This window comes from Paraburkholderia strydomiana (assembly GCF_046030495.1).
GTDB classification, from domain to species: domain Bacteria; phylum Pseudomonadota; class Gammaproteobacteria; order Burkholderiales; family Burkholderiaceae; genus Paraburkholderia; species Paraburkholderia strydomiana_A.
The window spans coordinates 171,157-188,921 of record NZ_JAQQCJ010000016.1 but is presented as its reverse complement, the minus strand read 5'-3'; the positions used below and the strand labels follow the sequence as shown (position 1 = coordinate 188,921).

The following is a 17,765-nucleotide window of genomic DNA, read 5'->3' as shown; positions in this document are numbered from 1 at the left end:
GGGGGGGGCCCCCCCCACGCCCTTTTCGGGGCCCGGCTGGCGCGCCGCGCGCCCCCCCGCGCGGCGCCCCGCGCCGAAGTGCGCGCGGCGTTGTTCGCGAGCGGCATGGTGAGCGATGGGTCGCAAAGCGCCGCGGCGTTGCGGCCGCTGGTGATCGACGGGCAAGGGCGCTTGTATCTGGCTCGGTACTACGACTATGAGCGGCGTCTTGCGCGGTCGCTGGTGATGCATGCGGGTGGGGGCGACGGGCGTGAGCGTGATGCGGTGGTGGCGGGAACCGGTCTCGACGCCGGTGCCGATCCTGATGCCGCAGCAGCAGACGCCCGGACTCTGCACGCGCGTCTGCTGCGCTACTTCGGTCCGCCGAGAGACGACGAAGTCGACTGGCAACGCGTCGCGGCGGTCATGGCGCTGTCGGGGCGGCTCACGATCGTCAGCGGCGGACCGGGCACCGGCAAGACCACGACGGTGGTCGGCGTGCTGGCGTGCCTGCTCGATGCCCGCGCCGACTTGCGGATCGCGCTCGCCGCGCCCACCGGTAAAGCGGCGCAGCGGATGCAGGAAGCCCTGCTCGCCCGCGCCGGTGATTTGCCGCCCGAACTCGCCGCGCGGTTGCCGCAGACGTCTTACACCTTGCATCGCTTGCTCGGCTCCGGGCCGGGAGGACGTTTCCGCCATCATCGCGACAATCCGCTGCCATACGACGTCGTCGTAATCGATGAGGCGTCGATGATCGACGTCGCGATGGCCGCGCATCTGCTCGACGCGATTGCCCCGCAAACGCGCCTCGTGATGCTCGGTGACAAGGACCAACTGGCGGCCGTCGAAGCCGGCGCGGTGTTCGCCGAACTCAGCGCACGGCCGGCCTTCACGGCAGGCGGGCTGCAGCGGATCGCGGCGGCGCTCGGCATCGAGGCGGCGCGGCTCGAACGGGCGTTGCCGGAAGTGTCGCGGGACGTCGATACAGCGCCCGACGATTTCTTCGCCTCGTTCGACGCGCCGGACGATCTCGACGCGCCCCCTGATGATCTGTTCGCATACAGCGTGGAGCCGGCCACGTTCGATCGGCAGCCCACGGGCGATCTGTTCGACAGCGATAGGGACGCTCCGGTCGAAGACCCGCGCGCGTTGCCAGCGTCTTCGCCGCGGTCTTTCCCGACGGCGTCAGCAGCCATCGCTCGCAGTCCGTTGGCCGATTGCGTCGTCTGGCTCGAGCGCAACTATCGGTTCGGGCTGGAGTCGCCGATCGGCCGTTTGTCGCTCGCGATTCGCAGCGGCTCGGCGAGTGCGGCGCTCGACGTTCTACTGATCGACCCCGCTGAAACCTGCCCCGCTGCGCTGCACGAAGACACGCACCCGGCGCTGGCCGAGCGCACCGTCGCACGGCTTGCCGCCGGCTTCGCCCCGTATGCCGATGCGCTCGCTTCAGCACTCGCCGCCGGCACGCCGGACCCGGTGCCGCTGTTCGACGCGTTGAATCGCTTCCGCATTCTGTGCGCGACCCGTTCAGGGCCGCGGGGCGTCGATCAGGTGAATGCCGCGATGGCCGCCCAGGTGCGGCGCGCCGCGGGTGTGACGCTGGCGGTGGGTGCGCAGTGGTTCGCGGGGCGTCCGGTGATGGTCACGCGCAACGACTACGCGCTGGGTCTTTTCAACGGCGACATCGGCATTGCGTTACCGGGCGCGGGTGGTGCGCTGCGGGTGTATTTCCGTACCGGCGACGGTGGTCTGCGTGCGGTGTCGCCCGCGGCGCTGCCGCCGCACGATACCGCTTTCGCACTGACGGTTCACAAGTCGCAAGGCTCGGAGTTCGAGCACGCGGTGCTGATGTTGCCGTCGGTGTTCAGCAGGGTGTTGTCGCGTGAGCTGGTGTACACGGCGATTACGCGCGCGCGCGAGCGTGTTGAGGTGGTCGGCTCGCGCGCGGTGCTGGCGCAGGCCATCGCGACGCCGACGCAGCGTGATTCGGGTTTGGCGACGCGGATTGCGGAGGTGTGGAAGGGTAAGTGAGGTGGGCGTGATGTCGTCGTCGCGCGTTGTTCACGCGGCATGGGACCACGCCAGGGCGGCCGGCTCACCCCGCCATCCCATCCGGCTGCACACGCCCATCGACGCGGCTGCGCATCGTCTTGCGATACCACAACGTCCACAGCGCGAGCCCGCCATAGATGCCGTAGCCGATGAACGGCGACACGACCAGAAAGCGCTCGATCGGCCACGCGAGCGCCATCCACGCACGTAGCGCGGTTTCGCATGTGAGGCCGACGCCCCAGACGAGCGTCATCAGCCGCATCGACGAAGCGAGGCCCGGCCGCTCACGCCATAGCGCTTCGAAGTGCGCGGCGCCGCCCTCCATTTCGCGGGCGACGGTGGCGCGCGCGAGATAGAAGATCAGCGGACGGCGCAACGGCAGCGACAGCAGGAACACCACGCCGACCGCGCCCGACACCAGTGACTCGCGCAACAGCAGCACACGGGGACTGCCGCCGAACGCCATGGCCGCGATCGACAGCACGATGCCTGCAAGGACCATCACGCTGAGCGCGTCGACGCGCCGAAAGCGCGCCAATTCGACCAGGCTCCAGACGATCGGCGGCACGGCGGACGCGATCAGTGCGCCGGTCTCGCTGAGGTGCGGCAGCGAAAAGCGGTAGGCGAGCCACGGCAGCAGAAAATTGACGGCCAGTTCGACCACGAAACCAGGTCGGAGCTTCATGTGAATTTGCGCTGTAAATGGAGAGCGCAGTATCGATGAACACGCGAAGGCGGTGCAAATAGATTTTCCCATCGGCCGATGCGTCCGATAGGCGGGAGCGCATGGCGTTCGAGCGACTGCGCGCGGTCCCCGCACACGCTGTGTACACTTACGTTTCCCACCTCAAACCATGCTCATGACATCCCGCTATCCGATCCCGCCGAACGAAATCGAGTTGACCGCAGTGCGTGCGCAAGGAGCGGGCGGGCAGAACGTCAACAAGGTGTCGAGCGCGATTCATCTGCGTTTCGACGTGCAGGCGTCGTCGCTGCCGGAGGTATTGAAGATGCGTTTGCTTGCACTGTCCGATCATCGGCTCACGCGTGACGGCGTGGTGATCATCAAGGCGCAGGAGCATCGGACTCAGGAGATGAATCGCGCGGCGGCGCTGGCACGGCTCGACGAACTGATCGAAAGCGTCAGTGTGACGCGCAAGCCGCGTGTCGCCACCCGGCCGACGCGCGCGTCGAATCGGCGCCGTCTCGACAGCAAGGCAAAACGCGGCGAGACCAAAGCCGGCCGCAGCCGGGTCGACGACTAGCGACTACCGCTTGCCCCCACGCCCCGTTGAATGCCCGTCCGCATTCAACGCGCTCGGCACGAAGTCGACGCACAGCACATGTGTGCCATCGTGCTCGAACGCAATCGCAGCGGTGTAGCAGTCCTGACCATCCGCCAGCGAATAGTGCGGCCCCATCATCGCGACGCGTCCCGGTGCGGCGAGCGCATGTTTGAAATAGGCGCGCCGCGACCAGTTGCTACGCGTCTCCGAGTAGAGCGGCGCGAGCCGTAACGGAGGCGGCGGCACCGACGTGGCCGTGACCGACGACTGCGTCTGCTCGCCCTGTCCATCGGTGATGAACACCCGGCGTGCCTCGCGCAGATGCCACACTTTTTGTGCCGCCTGACGAAGATCACCGGTTGCCTTGAACGTTTCGGCGGCGGCCAGCACCGCTTCCGCGAACCCCTCGAAGCCGAGCCGCGGATGGCCGGCGTGCTCGCGTTCGTAATCGGCGAACTTCCTCCAGATCGACTCGACCAGCGTCGGCACCTTCGCGCAGGCCGCCTGCACCGAACTCTTGGGCTGGCCGAACCAGAAACCCTGTACGAAATCGACGTCGGCCTGCATCAGGATCATCAGTTCCTTGTCGGTCTCCACGCCTTCGGCCAGCACCAGGGTGCCGGACTGATGAAGCATCGCGATCAGATGGCTGATCATCGAATCGTCGCCTTCACCTTTGCCTGCCCGCGCCACCAGCGAACGATCGAGCTTGACGATGTCGGGGCGGAAGCGCCACACGCGGTCGAAGTTCGAAAAACCGGTGCCGAAGTCGTCGATGGCAATCAGGAAGTCGCGCGGCTGCGAGGCGGCGAGCATGCTTGCGACGGCTGATTCGTCGTCGGCGGGTTGCTCGAGCACTTCGATCACGATGCGCTCCTGCGGCAGCCCGAAATGCGCGGATAACTCGTCGATGAAGGCGCGCTGCGGCCAGCCGGTTTCGAATACCTGTGGGCGTGTGTTCAGAAACAGCCAGCCGGTGGTGATGCCTTGCTCCATGAAATTCGCGACATGCAAACAACGCGCGATGCGATCGAGTTCGCGCGCGTCCGCGGCCGAGCGGGTGCCGGAAAAGAGCACTTCGGGCGAGACGGGCAGGCCGACCGGGTCGAAAGCGCGCAGCAACCCCTCGTAGCCGACCACGCATTGATGCGTGACGGATACCACCGGCTGGAACACGCTGTGCAAAGTCAGCGCGCGCCACGTCGCGGTCCAGCCGGACTCGCCGCGCACCAGGTGCGGGAGCAGGCCGCTCAGGGTCACTTCGCTGACAGTTGGCATAAAGGCGGGCAGGGGAGTGGACATGGAGACGTCGCGGCATGCGGGTGACAGAGCGCGCAAATCCAGGCGGCGCGCAACGGATGCACGGCTCCGGCGTAGGCAGGGCGGGACCGGTCGAGCTCAGGAACGCGTAGAGCGATGCCAGCCATGCAGGACTCCGGCGGAATTAGTCAAATCGAGTCTAGCAGTTTGCAATTCGCATGAATGTGCGGGTAATCACAGACGCCGGACCCCGGAAATTGCTACGCGGACCGGCTCCTCAGGGGCAGCCGGCACGGCGTTGCAGGTATCGTGCGCGAGGGTTTCGCACGCGCTTGCCTCGCGCGAGACCGATTCTCAATCGCAATGGACAGCCTGCATGGAGCGAGCGTAGCAGGGCGGCAAGCGGCCGCCCGCCAAACTCCAGGCGAGGGCGGTGCTCAGACGTTTTATGCGCTTTCGCGCTGTTTATCGGCCCGCACGGGTGTCGTCACCTGGCGTGAGCGTCTTGCCGCCCTCGCCAGCAGGTTTGGCGCGTGGCGGGTATGCTGCTGCTTTTCGTGAAAAGGGGACAGGCATGTCGGAAATCGCGGTGGTCGCAATCTCGGTGGCGAAGCCGGGCCATGAAGAACAGCTGCGTCAGGCGCTCGAAGGTATTGTCGGGCCGACGCGCAAGGAAGCGGGCGTGCTTCAGTACGATTTGCACCGCGACGTGCAGGAGCCGCGGCGGTTTGTGTTCGTCGAGCGTTGGGAAAGCGCGGAGGCGCTCGCGGTGCATGCGAAATCGGCACACATCGACGCGTACAGAAAGGCCGTGGCGGATTGGGTCGAACACGCGGAAATTCGCGTGGTGTCGAAGATCGCGTAAGCGTTGCGCAGGCTTTGCCCGGGCGCTCGGGCGAAGCAATGGGATGACGGCGAGTGAGCCATGAGGCCGGATCCGGCCCACGCGGCGCTCGCCGTTTGTCTTTTAGTGCGTGGCTTGCGGGACGTCGAGGATCAGGATGATGGTCCAGTCGGCGTCGCCGTCGTGGTGATACTGGCGTTCCGCGACGATGAACGGTTGCTGCTTGCCGTCCGGGCCGAGAAACAGCACGTCGCCTTCCATCGGCAGGCATTCGACGGGCGGCAGCGCGAGAAACGCTTCCTGACCGCCGCGCGGCATCAGTTTTTCAATTTTGCGTGATGCTGCTTCGGTCCATTCGATATCTAGCTGGATGTTGCTCATGCTGTCCTCCGCACCAAGGTGCGCACGGGTTAGGGGATTCCGGCTGGGTGCCGGTCGGTGCGCGACTTTAGCATACCGAAAGCCGGGCGCCGACGGCTCGGGGCGGCCCGCCGGGGTGGCGTGCTGGCACCACCGCGCGAGTGGCCGCGAGACCTTTGCCGCGTGTCGCCAGCCCTGCTCGCGAGTCCTTTGCCGGTCCATTAGACAACAAAAAAGCCGAAACCGGCGGTGCCGGCTTCGGCTTTTCCCCTTCGCGGTGACGCCGCGGGGTGCGCCGTGCGACTGCGCTTACGAACTGGAAGCGTCGGCCTTCTTGTGATGATGCGGCGACATCTTGTGATGCTTTTCGGGCGTGGCGGGGGCACTTTGCATCGCCTGCTGACGGTTTTGCAAATCTTGCGCGCGCTGCTCGATGTCGGCGGCCTTGGCGGGATCGGTGCTCGTCATGATGCCGTTGTCCTGCGCATACGCTGCGCCCGTTACCGCACCGAGGGAAACCAGGATCGCCAGGGACATTTTTTTCATCGTTACCTCCGCAGATGGATGTGGACCCAAGTATTGCCTGTCCGGTTGGAGAGACAATGCATTCTAGTCAGCAATCTTCGCTCCAGCGGCCCGCTTGTAACCGGACTAACTATTTGTTACATCTCGTCATTGGCGGCGCGCGGGCGAATTGGCGGACGGGCCATTTGAGCGCTAAGCGCGATCGGGGAAGGATGCGTTCTGCTCAATCTGAAAGAATTCGCGTCGCTAACTAAAACGCATAAGCGCCCGAAGCAGTTGAGCGCGGCATGCTACGCATGCAGCGCGTTCAGAACCACCCGATTGCGCGATAGACGTGAAATTGCGCTATCCCGATCAGTTCATGCAACGCGATCTCCGCATTCACGAGGTTGTCATAGCGAGGCAGTACACCCAGATGGGCGTGCCTTGCACTCGAGATCAGCGGCTGCGGCGTGAGCCCGAAGCGATGAAAGTCGAGCAGGGCGCGCGGCATCTGATACGCGGAAGTGACGAGTATCACCGCGTCGTAACGCGATTGCCCGAGTATGGCCGAGACGTTGCGTGCGTTTTCATACGTGGTGAGGCTGCTGTTTTCGAGCACGATGTCCGCGCGCGGAACCCGCTCGCGCAACAGGTAGGGCAGATAGGTATCGGCTTCGGTCGCGTCATGCCCCTGCGGATTGCCGCCGCTCACGATCACCTGGCAGGTGACTGCCGTCCGTTTGCACGCCGCATAGTTCTCCGCGCTGACCGCGATGCGGCGGAGCACGTCGCGCGGCGGCACGAGTACGTCTTCGTCGTTGTAAATCGTGCCGCCGCCCAGCAGGATGATCGCCGTGCGCGGCGCAAAGTTGGCGGTCGTGGCGTTCGGCGGAGGCCGCTGCGCGAGCGCGAGCAAGGGCTCGGTCAGCCAGCCAGCGGCGAGCAGCCAGAACAGGACGACCAGACATAGCGCCAGAGGACGCCGGGCGCGCTTCCATAGCACGATTGCTGCAAAAAAAAGCGCTAATAAAGTGAATAGAATCAATTTAAATGGGGTAACGTATGTCTTTCGGGACAAATCTACGAGCTTGCTATCGCGCCGCAGCGGTCGCATCGTCGGTTCGTAGACAGAACGCTAACACGCCGTTCAGACGGGGGTTCCGAAAACGAGACCAGGCAGCACCTGGCGGATTGGCCACTGTCCGAAAGGCGGCCGGCTTCCAGCCAAGGGCGGGTGCTATGCGCGTCACTGGTGGCGCGGTGACGTGTTGGGCATAGATGTGTCATAGCTGCACTTTAAGAAAGAAGTGAGATGACCACGTATTCCAACGAAGCAGTACTTGAAGCGCTGCGGCGAGCGCAATATCGTCAGGTTCCCTGGGCCAGAAGGCCGGGCGTTTTTCAATATCTTCGCGCACTGGGTCTGATGGACACGGTTCGGCAGCGCACGGTCGCACCGGCTCCGGGCTTTCATGCACCTGTCGACATCGCCGTGCTCACGGAACGCGGCAGAGCCGAGTTCGCGCGGCTCGCGCATGACGAGCGGCTGCTCAGCTGGAGCGCACAGCGAATGAATGAATACGCCGTCTCCACAGCGGAAGCGCGGTCCACCGCTGCTCTCTGAGCGCAAATCTGTTTTGGGTCGAGCGGGTAACGACACCATCATCCCGGTCGCATCGCGCGGCTGGCGGCGGGTTTTTGCTTCCGTCATTCAGGAATGGCGCGGCGCCTCGAGCGTCGCGGATCGTCGTTCACGCGAAAAAAAGCCCGTATCGCGAGGATACGGGCGTACCGGAATTACTACTGCCACGCTGTGCTAATGGCGTTGAATCAGACTGGCACAGCGGACGGTGGTTCCCCGATTATTTTCGTTGCGCCTGAGGCGCCAATGATTCGCGTTGGCGACACTGCAAGCAATCCATCCCCATCACGACGAGCCGGTAGGCTCACAAAGAGCCGCTGACGACTCAGGGACTACCGATGCCGCGTCGGCTCTTCACGCGGCGTATCCGGACGCGCACGCACGTTGCTGGCGATGTCGCCACGCAAATCACCGCGTGGCGCCGGCGGCGTGAAATCCCGGCTGCGCGTCTGGCTTTGCTGCCACGCTTCAAGCGTAGCCGAACGATCCGGCCGCCAGTTCCATGCCTGTGGGCGCTCCTGAGTGAGCGCCGGTGCGGTCATTGATGAAATCACAATGCCGCACAGAAGCAGTGACATTGGTTTCATGCTGAGCTCCCGTCAAGCCGATCGACTCAAGGCCTGTTTGCATAGGTATAAGGTATGCCGGGAGGCGAAAGCACGTTGTAATTAATAGTAAATGGATGTTTCACCTGCAGCCGTTGGGGCCGCTTTGAACGTGCGCTTACAGCGCGCGACAGTCGCGCAAGCGGTGGCATAGCGGAAAGGGACGACTGAACGGGGCGCGCCAGACGGCGGTGCCCGCGATGGTGCCGGCGTCGTTGGAGACACGCGCGGCGAACCGGATAGACGCCGGGCGCCCACGGGCGCCCGGAGGTGAAACAGTGCGCGTCAGGCCATCTTGACCGGCGCGCGCCACGATTCCGGGTTGGTCCAGAACGCGCCACGCAGGCGGTCGCGGCTCGGCGGTGCCGGCTGTTTCGCTGCAGTCGCGCCGATGCGGCCGCGCAGCGAAATTTCACGGCCGCTCGTGCCGAGTCGCTTAACTATTTCGGCGAGCGTACCATCGGCTTGCCATTCGTCGAAGCGACGGCGGCAAGTCGGCGGCGACGGATAGCGGCCCGGCAGTTTGGACCAGCCTTCGCCCGTCGACAGCACCCAAAGCACGGCGTTGACCACCGCTCGCGCTTCCACGCGCGGCCGACCACGGCGCTCGCTCCGTGCCGGTTCCGCGCAGAACAAAGCCTCGACCAGCGCCCACTCGTTGTCTCTCAAATCGTCGAACAGCATCATGTTTCACCTCAGCGAAGCTAACTCCGGTGCGCTGCCCCGCGCCGCGCACTCTCCATGCACTCGATAGGCGAGTGCCAAGGGGGTCGGGCTGCCACGGCTGCCATGCAGTCAGAAGTCGTGGCACCGATCCTGTGTCCGTGCAAATGCAGGAAGTGTGCCAAGTTGATTCCGATCGCCTCAAAGCCCAGTGACGGCGGGCCAGCGCAGGCGCCAGCTAGGGGCGTATAAGAATCCAAAAAACCCATCTCGCAAATCGGGACAATCACCAATCTTGTGCAATCAGGCCCGGCCAGCGTGCGTTCGCGCCGTATTGCTGCATTGCAGCGAGAGGGCTCATTCCACGGTGGGGCATGCTTTTGGCCTTACAATGCGCATTAAATGAAGTTATTGATGAGGTTGGTAAATGAATGTAACGCTGCGTCAGCTAAGGGTTTTCATCGAGGTCGCGCGCCTGCAGAGTTTCAGCCGGGCCGGTGATGAAATCGGCCTGACGCAGTCGGCGGTGAGTCGCTGCGTGCGCGAACTCGAAGGCGAGATCGGCCTCAAGCTGATCGATCGCACGACGCGCGAGGTTCAGCTCACCGACGTCGGCGGCAATCTGGTATCGAGCGTGTCACGTTTGCTGACGGATCTCGACGACGCGCTGCGCGAGATCCGCGAAATCGGCGAGCAGCGGCGCGGACGCGTGGTGGTGGCCGCCAGCCCGACCGTGGCCTGCCGGCTGATGCCGGGCGTGGTAGCGTCGTGCGGGCGGCAGTTTCCCTATATCACGCTGGGCTTGCGCGACGACGTGCAGAGCGACGTGATGCGCAAGGTCAAGTCAGGCGAAGTCGATTTCGGCGTGATCATCGGCCCGTTCACCGCCGACGATCTGCTCAGCGAAGCGCTGATGACGGATTCGTTCTGCGTGGTCACCCGCGACGACCACCCGCTGGCCGCCCACGAGCAGGTTGCGTGGACCGACCTCGACGGTCAGCAACTCGTGATGCTCGATTACGCGTCGGGCAGCCGGCCGATCATCGACGCCGTGATGCAGGAGCACGGCGTGAGCGCTACGGTGGTGCAGGAGTTGGGGCATTCCGCGACCGTGTTCGGGCTGGTCGAAGCGGGCGTCGGCGTCAGCGTGCTGCCGTGGCTGGCTTTGCCGTTGCCGGCGGGCGCGTCGCTGGTCGCACGGCCGCTCGTGCCGCGCGCGGAGCGCCGGGTCGAACTGGTGCGCCGGCGCGACCGCTCGTTGTCGCCGGCAGCGGAGGCGGTGTGGGATTTGATCCGCCAATTGCCGGGGCGGGCGGAGGATTTGAGTTAGTCCGGGCGGCGCGATGAGCCTGGTCGGCGGATTCACGACGGTCGCCCCGCGCGGCCGAAACCGAACGGCAGCGGTTCCGCGCAGCGGCATGAGCACCGACGCCTGCCGCGACCGTCCCCCGCCCACACTGCGCCAGCGGCCGAGTTCGCCGCTGCCAAAGCAGGCGCCGCGCTAAACTGGCGCCTTCCCTGACCGTCAGCCTTTACCTTTCACCCTGTCTGGAAGTCTCGATGAGCGATTTGGACCTGCCTGTGCCCTCCATCCCGAATGCGCGCGATGCCGTGCGCGCGCTGCGTTCTTCGCAGATCCGTGAAGTCGCCAATGCCGGCTTTGGCGTTGAAGACGTTCTGCCGTTCTGGTTCGGCGAGTCCGACCGGGTCACGCCCGCTTTCATCCGCGACGCCGCCAGCAGTGCGCTGGCTGCCGGCGCTACGTTTTATACGCATAATTTGGGCATCGCGCCGTTGCGCGCGGCGCTCGCGAGCTACGTCAGCGAACTGCACGGCGCGACCTCGCCGGACCATATCGCGGTGACGAGCGCCGGTGTCAACGCGCTGATGCTCGCCGCGCAACTGGTTGTGGGCGCCGGTGATCGCGTCGTTGCGGTGACGCCGCTGTGGCCGAATCTGGTCGAAATTCCGAAAATTCTGGGTGCGCACGTCGAAACGGTTGCGCTGGGCTACGGCGAACGCGGCTGGCAGCTCGACGTCGAGCAATTGCTGGCGGCGCTGACGCCCGACACCAGAATGCTGATGATCAACTCGCCGAACAATCCGACCGGCTGGGTGATGAGCCGCGACGATCAGCGCACCGTGCTCGACCATTGCCGGCGGCACGGCATCTGGATCGTCGCGGACGAAGTCTACGAGCGTCTCTACTACGCCGACGCCGACGCCGACGCTGCCGCGAGCGGCGCGCCTGCGCGCACCGCGCCGTCGTTCCTCGATCTGGCCGGCCGCGACGAACGCGTGATCTGCGTGAACTCGTTCTCGAAGGCGTGGCTGATGACCGGCTGGCGACTCGGCTGGATCGTCGCGCCGACCGCATTGATGGACGATCTGGCCAAGCTGGTCGAGTACAACACGTCATGCGCGCCGTCGTTCGTCCAGCAGGCTGGCATCGCAGCCGTCCAGCAGGGCGAGCGGTTCACGCGGGAATTGGTGCTCGACCTGAAAGCTTCGCGCGATCATCTTGTGCGCGCGCTGTCGGCAGTGCCGGGCGTCAATGTCAAGGTGCCGCCTGGCGCGATGTATCTGTTCTTCTCGATGCCGGGCGCGGCGCACAGCCTCGAACTATGTAAGGCGCTCGTGCGCGAAGTCGGGCTCGGTGTGGCACCCGGCAGCGCGTTCGGGCCACAGGGTGAGGGCTTCGTGCGCTGGTGCTATGCATGCGATACGGCGCGGCTGGACGCGGGCGTCGAGCGTCTGAAGCAGTTTCTGGCGCGGTCTGACGCGGTTTAGTGGGCGTTTGGAGAATAAGCCCGACCGCCCGGCTGAAAAAGCCTAATGAAAAAGGCGGAGTTTCTGTCGGGTTACCTGCGCTTTTCCGTTTAGGCACACCCGCGGGAGCGCAGCCGGAAAATGCGCGGCGGGTTTCGTCTTTACGCACCGATTGTTTTTGCGTAATATGGCGCTCAGTCACGCGATTCCTTCCAGGAATATCGCTGCTCCGTCCGGCTGGGTTTGGCTCGATAGTCTGTTTCGCCTCCCCCCGGTGCGTGCTCCCATCAATATGACCGATCAGAATCGGGCGAGCGCGTCTTCAGTTCCACATCGTCTGTTTGATCCGGTTCTTTGACCACAGGGTCTGACCTAGCTGCATGAATACCCAAGAGGCGAAGATCGTCCTCGAGACTGCCTTGATCTGCGCGCAGGAGCCGTTAAAGCTCGGCGAATTGCGCAAGCTCTTTGCCGACGGCGTGTCGGCAGACACCGTTCGGAACTTGCTCGAAGACCTCAAGCAGGACTGGTCTGGGCGCGGTGTGGAGCTGGTCGGGCTGGCATCGGGCTGGCGGTTTCAAAGCAAGCCCGCGATGCGCTCGTACCTGGATCGTTTGCATCCGGAAAAACCGCCGAAATATTCACGCGCGGTGCTCGAGACGCTCGCGATCATTGCCTACCGGCAGCCGGTCACGCGGGGCGATATCGAAGAAATTCGCGGTGTCACCGTGAATACGCAAGTCGTCAAGCAGCTCGAGGATCGCGGCTGGATCGAGGTGATCGGTCATCGTGACGTGCCGGGCCGTCCGGCGCTGTACGCAACCACGCGGCAGTTCCTCGACGACCTCGGGCTGACCGCGCTCGACGAATTGCCGCCGCTCGCGGATCCGTCGGCGCAATTGAACGCGGATCTGCTCGGGCAGCATGCGATCGAGTTCGCCGACCTCGAGACCGCGCAGAATCTGGCGGCGGACGCGGAAGGCGAAGCCGCGGAGCACCCTGAGTTGTCGCGGCCGGCCGAGGCGACGGGGGCAGAGGGTGCCGAAACCGTAGCGTACGAAGCCGAAGCGGCCGGGACTGTCGCAGACGTCACGCCGGCGCCTGAGGCGCATCCGGACACGATCGACGCGCCGGGCGCACAAGAACATGCCGAAACGGCAGACGCAGCACCGCAGACCGGCATCGCCGGGTCAGCACAGCATGACGATCCGGTCTCCCAGGCCGATCCGGCAACACCCGCGCACGACTCGGGCGTACTCCGCAATACGGAGCGCGCCGCCGAGCCGAACCCGACCACGGCGGCGCACGACGATCCTGAAGATCGTCGCGATGCCGCACAGGACGCAGGCATTCTGACCGACGACGAACCCGAGTCGCGCAGCGCCTGACGTAACCGAACTTTTTTGCCACGCCCGCAACGGGCGTGCGCGACCTGACATTTTGAGGTTGTTTTGACACATACCCACGACACCGATTCGTCCGAATCCGAGCGCGCCGTGCCGTCGGCACGGGCCGACGAAACGCGCACCACGCAAGCGTCGGCAGGCGAGGGCGAGCGCCCGGCGCAGAGCGCGGAAGCAGACGGTGAAGACCGTCCGCGCCGCGGCCTGCGTCGCGGACCGCGCAGCCTGATCGCGCGGCGCCGCGCCGGGGCGAAGACGAAGGGCGCCGAAGGCGCGCCCGCGCAAGGGGCGCCGGTCGTCACCGAGGCGCCGCCGGACGGCGAAGTGGTCGCGCAAGTGCGCATGCCCCGCAAGGATGCAGGCGCCAAGGGTCAGGGCTCGCGGCGCAACGCCCAGGCGGGCGGCGCGAAGCGCGAGGGTGGTCAGCGCGAAGGCGCACCTCGTGAAGGTCAGCGCGAGCGTCAGCCGCGTGAAGGCGGGCAGCGTCAGAACCGCCGCGGCGGTGAGGCGCCGGCAGCGGCGGCCACGGAAGCCGGTCAGGACGATCTGTTCTCGTACGTGACATCCCCCGCGTTCGACGCGGATAACAGCGCGACCGGCAGCGTGCGCGCCCCGATGCTGCGTCATGGCAAACCGGCTGCGCCCAAGCGCGTGCTCGCCGCGGACGACGACGCGCCGAAGCTGCACAAGGTGCTGGCCGAAGCCGGAATGGGGTCGCGCCGCGACATGGAAGAGCTGATCGTGGCCGGCCGCGTGTCGGTGAACGGCGAGCCGGCTCACATCGGCCAGCGCATCATGCCGACCGATCAGGTTCGCATCAACGGCAAGCCGGTCAAGCGCAAGCTGGCCAACAAGCCACCGCGCGTGCTGCTGTATCACAAACCGACCGGCGAAATCGTCAGCCATGCCGACCCGGAAGGACGTCCGTCGGTGTTCGATAAACTGCCGCCGATGAAGACCGCCAAGTGGCTCGCGGTCGGCCGCCTCGACTTCAACACCGAAGGTCTGCTGATGCTGACCACGTCGGGCGATCTGGCGAACCGCTTCATGCACCCGCGTTACAGCGTCGAGCGTGAATATGCGGTGCGGGTGGTCGGCGAGCTGGCCGAAGGCATGCGTCAAAAGCTGCTGCACGGCGTCGAACTGGATGACGGTCCGGCCAACTTCCTGCGCATTCGCGACGGCGGCGGCGAGGGCACCAATCACTGGTATCACGTCGCGCTTGCCGAAGGGCGTAACCGCGAAGTGCGCCGTATGTTCGAGGCGGCCGGCCTGATGGTGAGCCGCCTGATCCGTACGCGTCACGGCCCGATCTCGCTGCCGAAGGGTCTGAAGCGCGGCCGTTGGGAAGAACTCGAAGACAACCAGGTGCGCGCGCTGATGGCCTCGGTCGGACTGAAGGCGCCGACGGAAGAGCGCGGCGGCCGTAGCTCGGCGCCGGAGCGCAAGCAGCCGGATCCGATGCAAACCTCGATGGGCTTCATCAATCGCGAACCCGTGCTGATGTCGCATAGCCGTTTCGAACAGCAGCCGCGTGGTCAGGGTCAGGGCCGTCGCGGTGCGGCGGGCGGCGGCTTCGGCGGCGGCGCGAGCACCGGGTACGGCAACCGTGGCGCCGGCCGTGGTGCCGGTGGTTTCGGCAGCGCGCTGGGCGGCGGTGCGGCCGGCCCGCGTGGCGGTCGTGAGGTCGACGGCAATCGCGCGCCGTCGGGCAGCGGTAATCGTGCTGGCGGCGGCAAGCGTGCCGGCGGCAACACTGCCAATCCGGGCGGCGGCAATCGCGGCCCGGCCGGCAACCGTGGCGGCAACGCCAACCGCGCGGGCGGCGGCAATGCCAACGCGGGCGGCGCCAATCGTGGCGGCGGCGCGCAGCGCGGCCGTTCGCGCGGTCGTTGAGCGGCCGGATTGGCCGCGTATGACGACCGGCGGCGTATCGTTCCTTAACGATTTTCGCGGCCGCCGTCGGAATCGATCGATGAATGCCACGGTTTCATGCCACGCATGAAACCGCGATGCGGCGGAAAATGGGGCGGGGTTTGACCGCCCCGCTTGCCCGGCCTGGGGCAAGGCGGCAGCAGCCGCTTTGCAAAAGGCCCGCGAGGCCGCCGCGAGGTCGAAAGATTCCCATGAAATCAAGCGGAAATGCGCTTCGTACGGCGTTCTGCGGTTTGCGTTTGTCCCGAAAAATGGCTACAATCGCGAAGTCGCTGGGCGTGCGGCTTTTCATGTGCGGCTCAGGTGCGACCACCGGTAATAAGATGATGGGCGTTTAGCCCATTTTTTTTTGCCGCTCAGTTCATCGTGGTTCGGCATCTCGGGTTCGCACGAACGTGCGCCGGCTTGGCGCACGGCCCGCATTGATTGTTTGCAAAACAAGCGGCAGGCTCGCTGCGCGAACATCTAAGAGGGCACTGTGCAACTGACGGAACTGATTGAAACCACGGTCGTGGGACTCGGGTACGAGCTCGTCGATCTCGAGCGCACCGGGCGCGGCATGATGTGCATCTATATCGACCAGCCGGCCGGCATCGCGATCGAAGACTGCGAGAAAGTCACGCGTCAGCTCCAGCACGTTCTGACGGTCGAAAATATCGATTACGAGCGGCTTGAAGTATCGTCGCCGGGTCTCGACCGCCCGCTGAAAAAACTGGCGGATTTCGAACGCTTCGCAGGCAGCGAAGTGGTTATCACATTGAAAAAGCCATTGGACGGACGGAAATCGTACCGGGGCATCCTGCATGCTCCGCAAGGCGAAACGATCGGTCTGGAATTTGAAGGGAAGGAAGGCGCCGCGATGCTCGATTTCACGCTCGCGGACATGGACAAAGCACGCCTCGTTCCGAAAGTTGACTTTAGGAGCCGCAAACAATGAGTCGCGAAGTGTTGATGCTGGTGGATGCGCTGGCACGCGAGAAGAATGTCGACAAAGACGTGGTATTTGCCGCGCTCGAAGCGGCTCTCGCTTCGGCCTCCAAGAAACTCTTCGAAGAAGATGCGGATATCCGCGTCCATATCGACCGTGAAAGCGGCGAGCACGAAACGTTTCGCCGCTGGAAAGTGGTGCCGGACGAAGCCGGTTTGCAGGAACCGGATCAGGAAATTCTGCTGTTCGAAGCACGTGAGCAGAAGCCCGAGATCCAACTCGACGAGTACATCGAAGAACCGGTGCCGTCGATCGAATTTGGCCGTATCGGCGCGCAGGCCGCCAAGCAGGTGATCCTGCAAAAGGTGCGCGACGCTGAGCGCGAGCAGATCCTGAACGACTTCCTCGAGCGCGGCGAGCACATCATGACCGGCTCGGTGAAGCGTCTCGACAAGGGCAACTTCATCGTCGAAACCGGCCGTGTCGAAGCGCTGCTGCGCCGCGACCAGTTGATTCCGAAGGAAAACCTGCGCGTGGGCGACCGCGTGCGCGCCTACATCGCGAAGGTCGATCGCACCGCGCGCGGTCCGCAGATCGAACTGTCGCGTACGGCGCCCGAATTCCTGATGAAGCTGTTCGAGATGGAAGTGCCGGAAATCGAGCAGGGCCTGCTGGAAATCAAGGCGGCGGCCCGCGATCCGGGCGTGCGCGCGAAGATCGGCGTGGTCGCCTATGACAAGCGCATCGATCCGATCGGCACCTGCGTCGGCATTCGCGGTTCGCGGGTGCAGGCGGTGCGTAACGAGCTCGGTGGCGAAAACGTCGACATCGTGCTATGGTCGGAAGATCCCGCACAGTTCGTGATCGGCGCGCTCGCGCCGGCAGCCGTCCAGTCGATCGTCGTCGATGAAGAAAAGCACTCGATGGACGTCGTCGTAGACGAAAACGAGCTGGCGGTCGCGATCGGCCGCAGCGGCCAGAACGTGCGTCTTGCCAGCGAACTCACCGGCTGGCAGATCAACATCATGACGCCGGACGAATCTGCGCAGAAGCAGAATCAGGAACGCGGTGTATTGCGCGACCTGTTCATGGCGCGTCTCGATGTCGACGAAGAAGTCGCCGACATCCTGATCGACGAAGGCTTCACGAGCCTCGAAGAGATCGCCTATGTGCCGCTCAACGAAATGCTCGAAATCGAAGCATTCGACGAAGACACCGTTCACGAACTGCGTAATCGCTCGCGCGACGCGCTGTTGACGTTGGCGATCGCGAATGAAGAAAAGGTCGAAAATGTAGCGCTCGATCTGAAGAGCCTGGACGGCGTCGATGCCGACCTGCTCGCGAAGCTTGCTGAACACCAGGTCCAGACGCGCGACGAACTCGCCGAGCTGGCCGTGGATGAACTGGTCGAGATGACCGGTATGGAAGAGGATGCCGCTAAGGCGTTGATCATGAAAGCACGTGAACACTGGTTCCAGTGAGAAATGACCATGGCGCACTAAATTGAACGCGGCCGTTAGGCCGCATGACAC

Annotated in this window: 17 protein-coding genes; 10 read left to right on the top strand and 7 right to left on the bottom strand. The window is 64.7% G+C overall.

Going from position 1 to position 17,765, the window contains the following annotated elements:
• The coding region (locus tag PQQ53_RS22055) for an AAA family ATPase (RefSeq protein WP_408326119.1) at positions 1-2,010 on the top strand (2,010 nt) is incomplete at its 5' end.
• A gap of 64 nt (positions 2,011-2,074) precedes the next feature.
• On the opposite strand, the gene PQQ53_RS22050 is transcribed toward PQQ53_RS22055, so the two are convergent.
• Positions 2,075-2,716 carry a VC0807 family protein gene (locus PQQ53_RS22050; protein WP_408326116.1) on the bottom strand — a complete coding sequence of 214 codons (642 nt, stop codon included), beginning with the start codon at positions 2,714-2,716 and terminating at the stop codon, positions 2,075-2,077.
• A gap of 175 nt (positions 2,717-2,891) precedes the next feature.
• On the opposite strand from PQQ53_RS22050, the gene arfB reads away from it, so the two are divergent.
• A complete protein-coding gene (gene arfB / locus PQQ53_RS22045; RefSeq protein WP_408143230.1) occupies positions 2,892-3,296 on the top strand; it encodes an alternative ribosome rescue aminoacyl-tRNA hydrolase ArfB in 405 nt (134 codons plus the stop codon).
• Between the two features lie 3 nt (positions 3,297-3,299).
• Here the strand turns inward: arfB and PQQ53_RS22040 are convergent, their stop codons facing one another.
• A complete protein-coding gene (locus PQQ53_RS22040) occupies positions 3,300-4,619 on the bottom strand; it encodes an EAL domain-containing protein (protein ID WP_408142901.1) in 1,320 nt (439 codons plus the stop codon).
• A gap of 532 nt (positions 4,620-5,151) precedes the next feature.
• Between PQQ53_RS22040 and PQQ53_RS22035 the strand changes: the two genes are divergently transcribed.
• Entirely contained in the window at positions 5,152-5,442 is a 291-nt protein-coding gene (locus PQQ53_RS22035) for a putative quinol monooxygenase (protein ID WP_408142903.1), read from the top strand.
• Positions 5,443-5,544: 102 nt separating this feature from the next.
• Here PQQ53_RS22035 and PQQ53_RS22030 read toward each other — a convergent pair whose 3' ends face one another.
• From PQQ53_RS22030 to PQQ53_RS22020, 3 genes are all read right to left on the bottom strand, one after another.
• A complete protein-coding gene (locus PQQ53_RS22030; RefSeq protein WP_007182306.1) occupies positions 5,545-5,802 on the bottom strand; it encodes a hypothetical protein in 258 nt (85 codons plus the stop codon).
• A 288-nt stretch (positions 5,803-6,090) separates the two neighbouring features.
• Entirely contained in the window at positions 6,091-6,327 is a 237-nt protein-coding gene (locus PQQ53_RS22025; protein ID WP_408142905.1) for a hypothetical protein, read from the bottom strand.
• Between the two features lie 286 nt (positions 6,328-6,613).
• Complete coding sequence (locus PQQ53_RS22020; RefSeq protein WP_408142907.1) at positions 6,614-7,333, bottom strand: YdcF family protein; 720 nt, start codon at positions 7,331-7,333, stop codon at positions 6,614-6,616.
• Positions 7,334-7,600: 267 nt separating this feature from the next.
• On the opposite strand from PQQ53_RS22020, the gene PQQ53_RS22015 reads away from it, so the two are divergent.
• Entirely contained in the window at positions 7,601-7,912 is a 312-nt protein-coding gene (locus PQQ53_RS22015; protein ID WP_408142909.1) for a hypothetical protein, read from the top strand.
• 350 nt (positions 7,913-8,262) lie between these two features.
• Here PQQ53_RS22015 and PQQ53_RS22010 read toward each other — a convergent pair whose 3' ends face one another.
• Together PQQ53_RS22010 and PQQ53_RS22005 are read right to left on the bottom strand one after the other, a co-directional pair.
• Positions 8,263-8,517, bottom strand: coding sequence for a hypothetical protein (locus PQQ53_RS22010; RefSeq protein ID WP_408142911.1), 255 nt, complete (start codon positions 8,515-8,517; stop codon positions 8,263-8,265).
• 303 nt (positions 8,518-8,820) lie between these two features.
• Positions 8,821-9,222: a transposase gene (locus PQQ53_RS22005; protein ID WP_408326113.1), complete on the bottom strand. Its 402-nt coding sequence runs from the start codon at positions 9,220-9,222 to the stop codon at positions 8,821-8,823.
• Positions 9,223-9,625: 403 nt separating this feature from the next.
• Here PQQ53_RS22005 and PQQ53_RS22000 point away from each other — a divergent pair, with 403 nt between their 5' ends.
• The 6 genes from PQQ53_RS22000 (at position 9,626) to nusA (ending at position 17,714) form a co-directional block, all read left to right on the top strand.
• Positions 9,626-10,528, top strand: coding sequence for a LysR family transcriptional regulator (locus PQQ53_RS22000; protein ID WP_408142913.1), 903 nt, complete (start codon positions 9,626-9,628; stop codon positions 10,526-10,528).
• Positions 10,529-10,758: 230 nt separating this feature from the next.
• Positions 10,759-11,988 (top strand): pyridoxal phosphate-dependent aminotransferase, encoded by a 1,230-nt coding sequence (locus tag PQQ53_RS21995; protein ID WP_408326110.1) that lies wholly within the window; start codon positions 10,759-10,761, stop codon positions 11,986-11,988.
• Between the two features lie 359 nt (positions 11,989-12,347).
• A complete protein-coding gene (gene scpB / locus PQQ53_RS21990) occupies positions 12,348-13,355 on the top strand; it encodes an SMC-Scp complex subunit ScpB (protein WP_408326108.1) in 1,008 nt (335 codons plus the stop codon).
• Positions 13,356-13,418: 63 nt separating this feature from the next.
• Entirely contained in the window at positions 13,419-15,266 is a 1,848-nt protein-coding gene (gene rluB, locus PQQ53_RS21985; RefSeq protein WP_408326105.1) for a 23S rRNA pseudouridine(2605) synthase RluB, read from the top strand.
• 517 nt (positions 15,267-15,783) lie between these two features.
• Positions 15,784-16,242 carry a ribosome maturation factor RimP gene (gene rimP / locus PQQ53_RS21980; RefSeq protein ID WP_121318629.1) on the top strand — a complete coding sequence of 153 codons (459 nt, stop codon included), beginning with the start codon at positions 15,784-15,786 and terminating at the stop codon, positions 16,240-16,242.
• Positions 16,239-17,714 (top strand): transcription termination factor NusA, encoded by a 1,476-nt coding sequence (gene nusA, locus PQQ53_RS21975; RefSeq protein ID WP_408142920.1) that lies wholly within the window; start codon positions 16,239-16,241, stop codon positions 17,712-17,714. Before rimP ends, nusA begins: the two co-directional genes overlap by 4 nt.
• Positions 17,715-17,765 lie beyond the last annotated feature (51 nt).

Excerpts from the sequence above, each read along its gene's own strand:
- scpB (WP_408326108.1), top strand. The coding sequence starts at position 12,348 with ATGAATACCCAAGAGGCGAAGATCGTCCTCGAGACTGCCTTGATCTGC.
- PQQ53_RS22025 (WP_408142905.1), bottom strand. The coding sequence starts at position 6,327 with ATGAAAAAAATGTCCCTGGCGATCCTGGTTTCCCTCGGTGCGGTAACG.
- PQQ53_RS22035 (WP_408142903.1), top strand. The coding sequence starts at position 5,152 with ATGTCGGAAATCGCGGTGGTCGCAATCTCGGTGGCGAAGCCGGGCCAT.
- nusA (WP_408142920.1), top strand. The coding sequence starts at position 16,239 with ATGAGTCGCGAAGTGTTGATGCTGGTGGATGCGCTGGCACGCGAGAAG.
- PQQ53_RS22015 (WP_408142909.1), top strand. The coding sequence starts at position 7,601 with ATGACCACGTATTCCAACGAAGCAGTACTTGAAGCGCTGCGGCGAGCG.
- PQQ53_RS21995 (WP_408326110.1), top strand. The coding sequence starts at position 10,759 with ATGAGCGATTTGGACCTGCCTGTGCCCTCCATCCCGAATGCGCGCGAT.
- arfB (WP_408143230.1), top strand. The coding sequence starts at position 2,892 with ATGACATCCCGCTATCCGATCCCGCCGAACGAAATCGAGTTGACCGCA.
- PQQ53_RS22040 (WP_408142901.1), bottom strand. The coding sequence starts at position 4,619 with ATGTCCACTCCCCTGCCCGCCTTTATGCCAACTGTCAGCGAAGTGACC.
- PQQ53_RS22010 (WP_408142911.1), bottom strand. The coding sequence starts at position 8,517 with ATGAAACCAATGTCACTGCTTCTGTGCGGCATTGTGATTTCATCAATG.
- PQQ53_RS22005 (WP_408326113.1), bottom strand. The coding sequence starts at position 9,222 with ATGATGCTGTTCGACGATTTGAGAGACAACGAGTGGGCGCTGGTCGAG.
- PQQ53_RS22000 (WP_408142913.1), top strand. The coding sequence starts at position 9,626 with ATGAATGTAACGCTGCGTCAGCTAAGGGTTTTCATCGAGGTCGCGCGC.
- PQQ53_RS22050 (WP_408326116.1), bottom strand. The coding sequence starts at position 2,716 with ATGAAGCTCCGACCTGGTTTCGTGGTCGAACTGGCCGTCAATTTTCTG.
- PQQ53_RS22030 (WP_007182306.1), bottom strand. The coding sequence starts at position 5,802 with ATGAGCAACATCCAGCTAGATATCGAATGGACCGAAGCAGCATCACGC.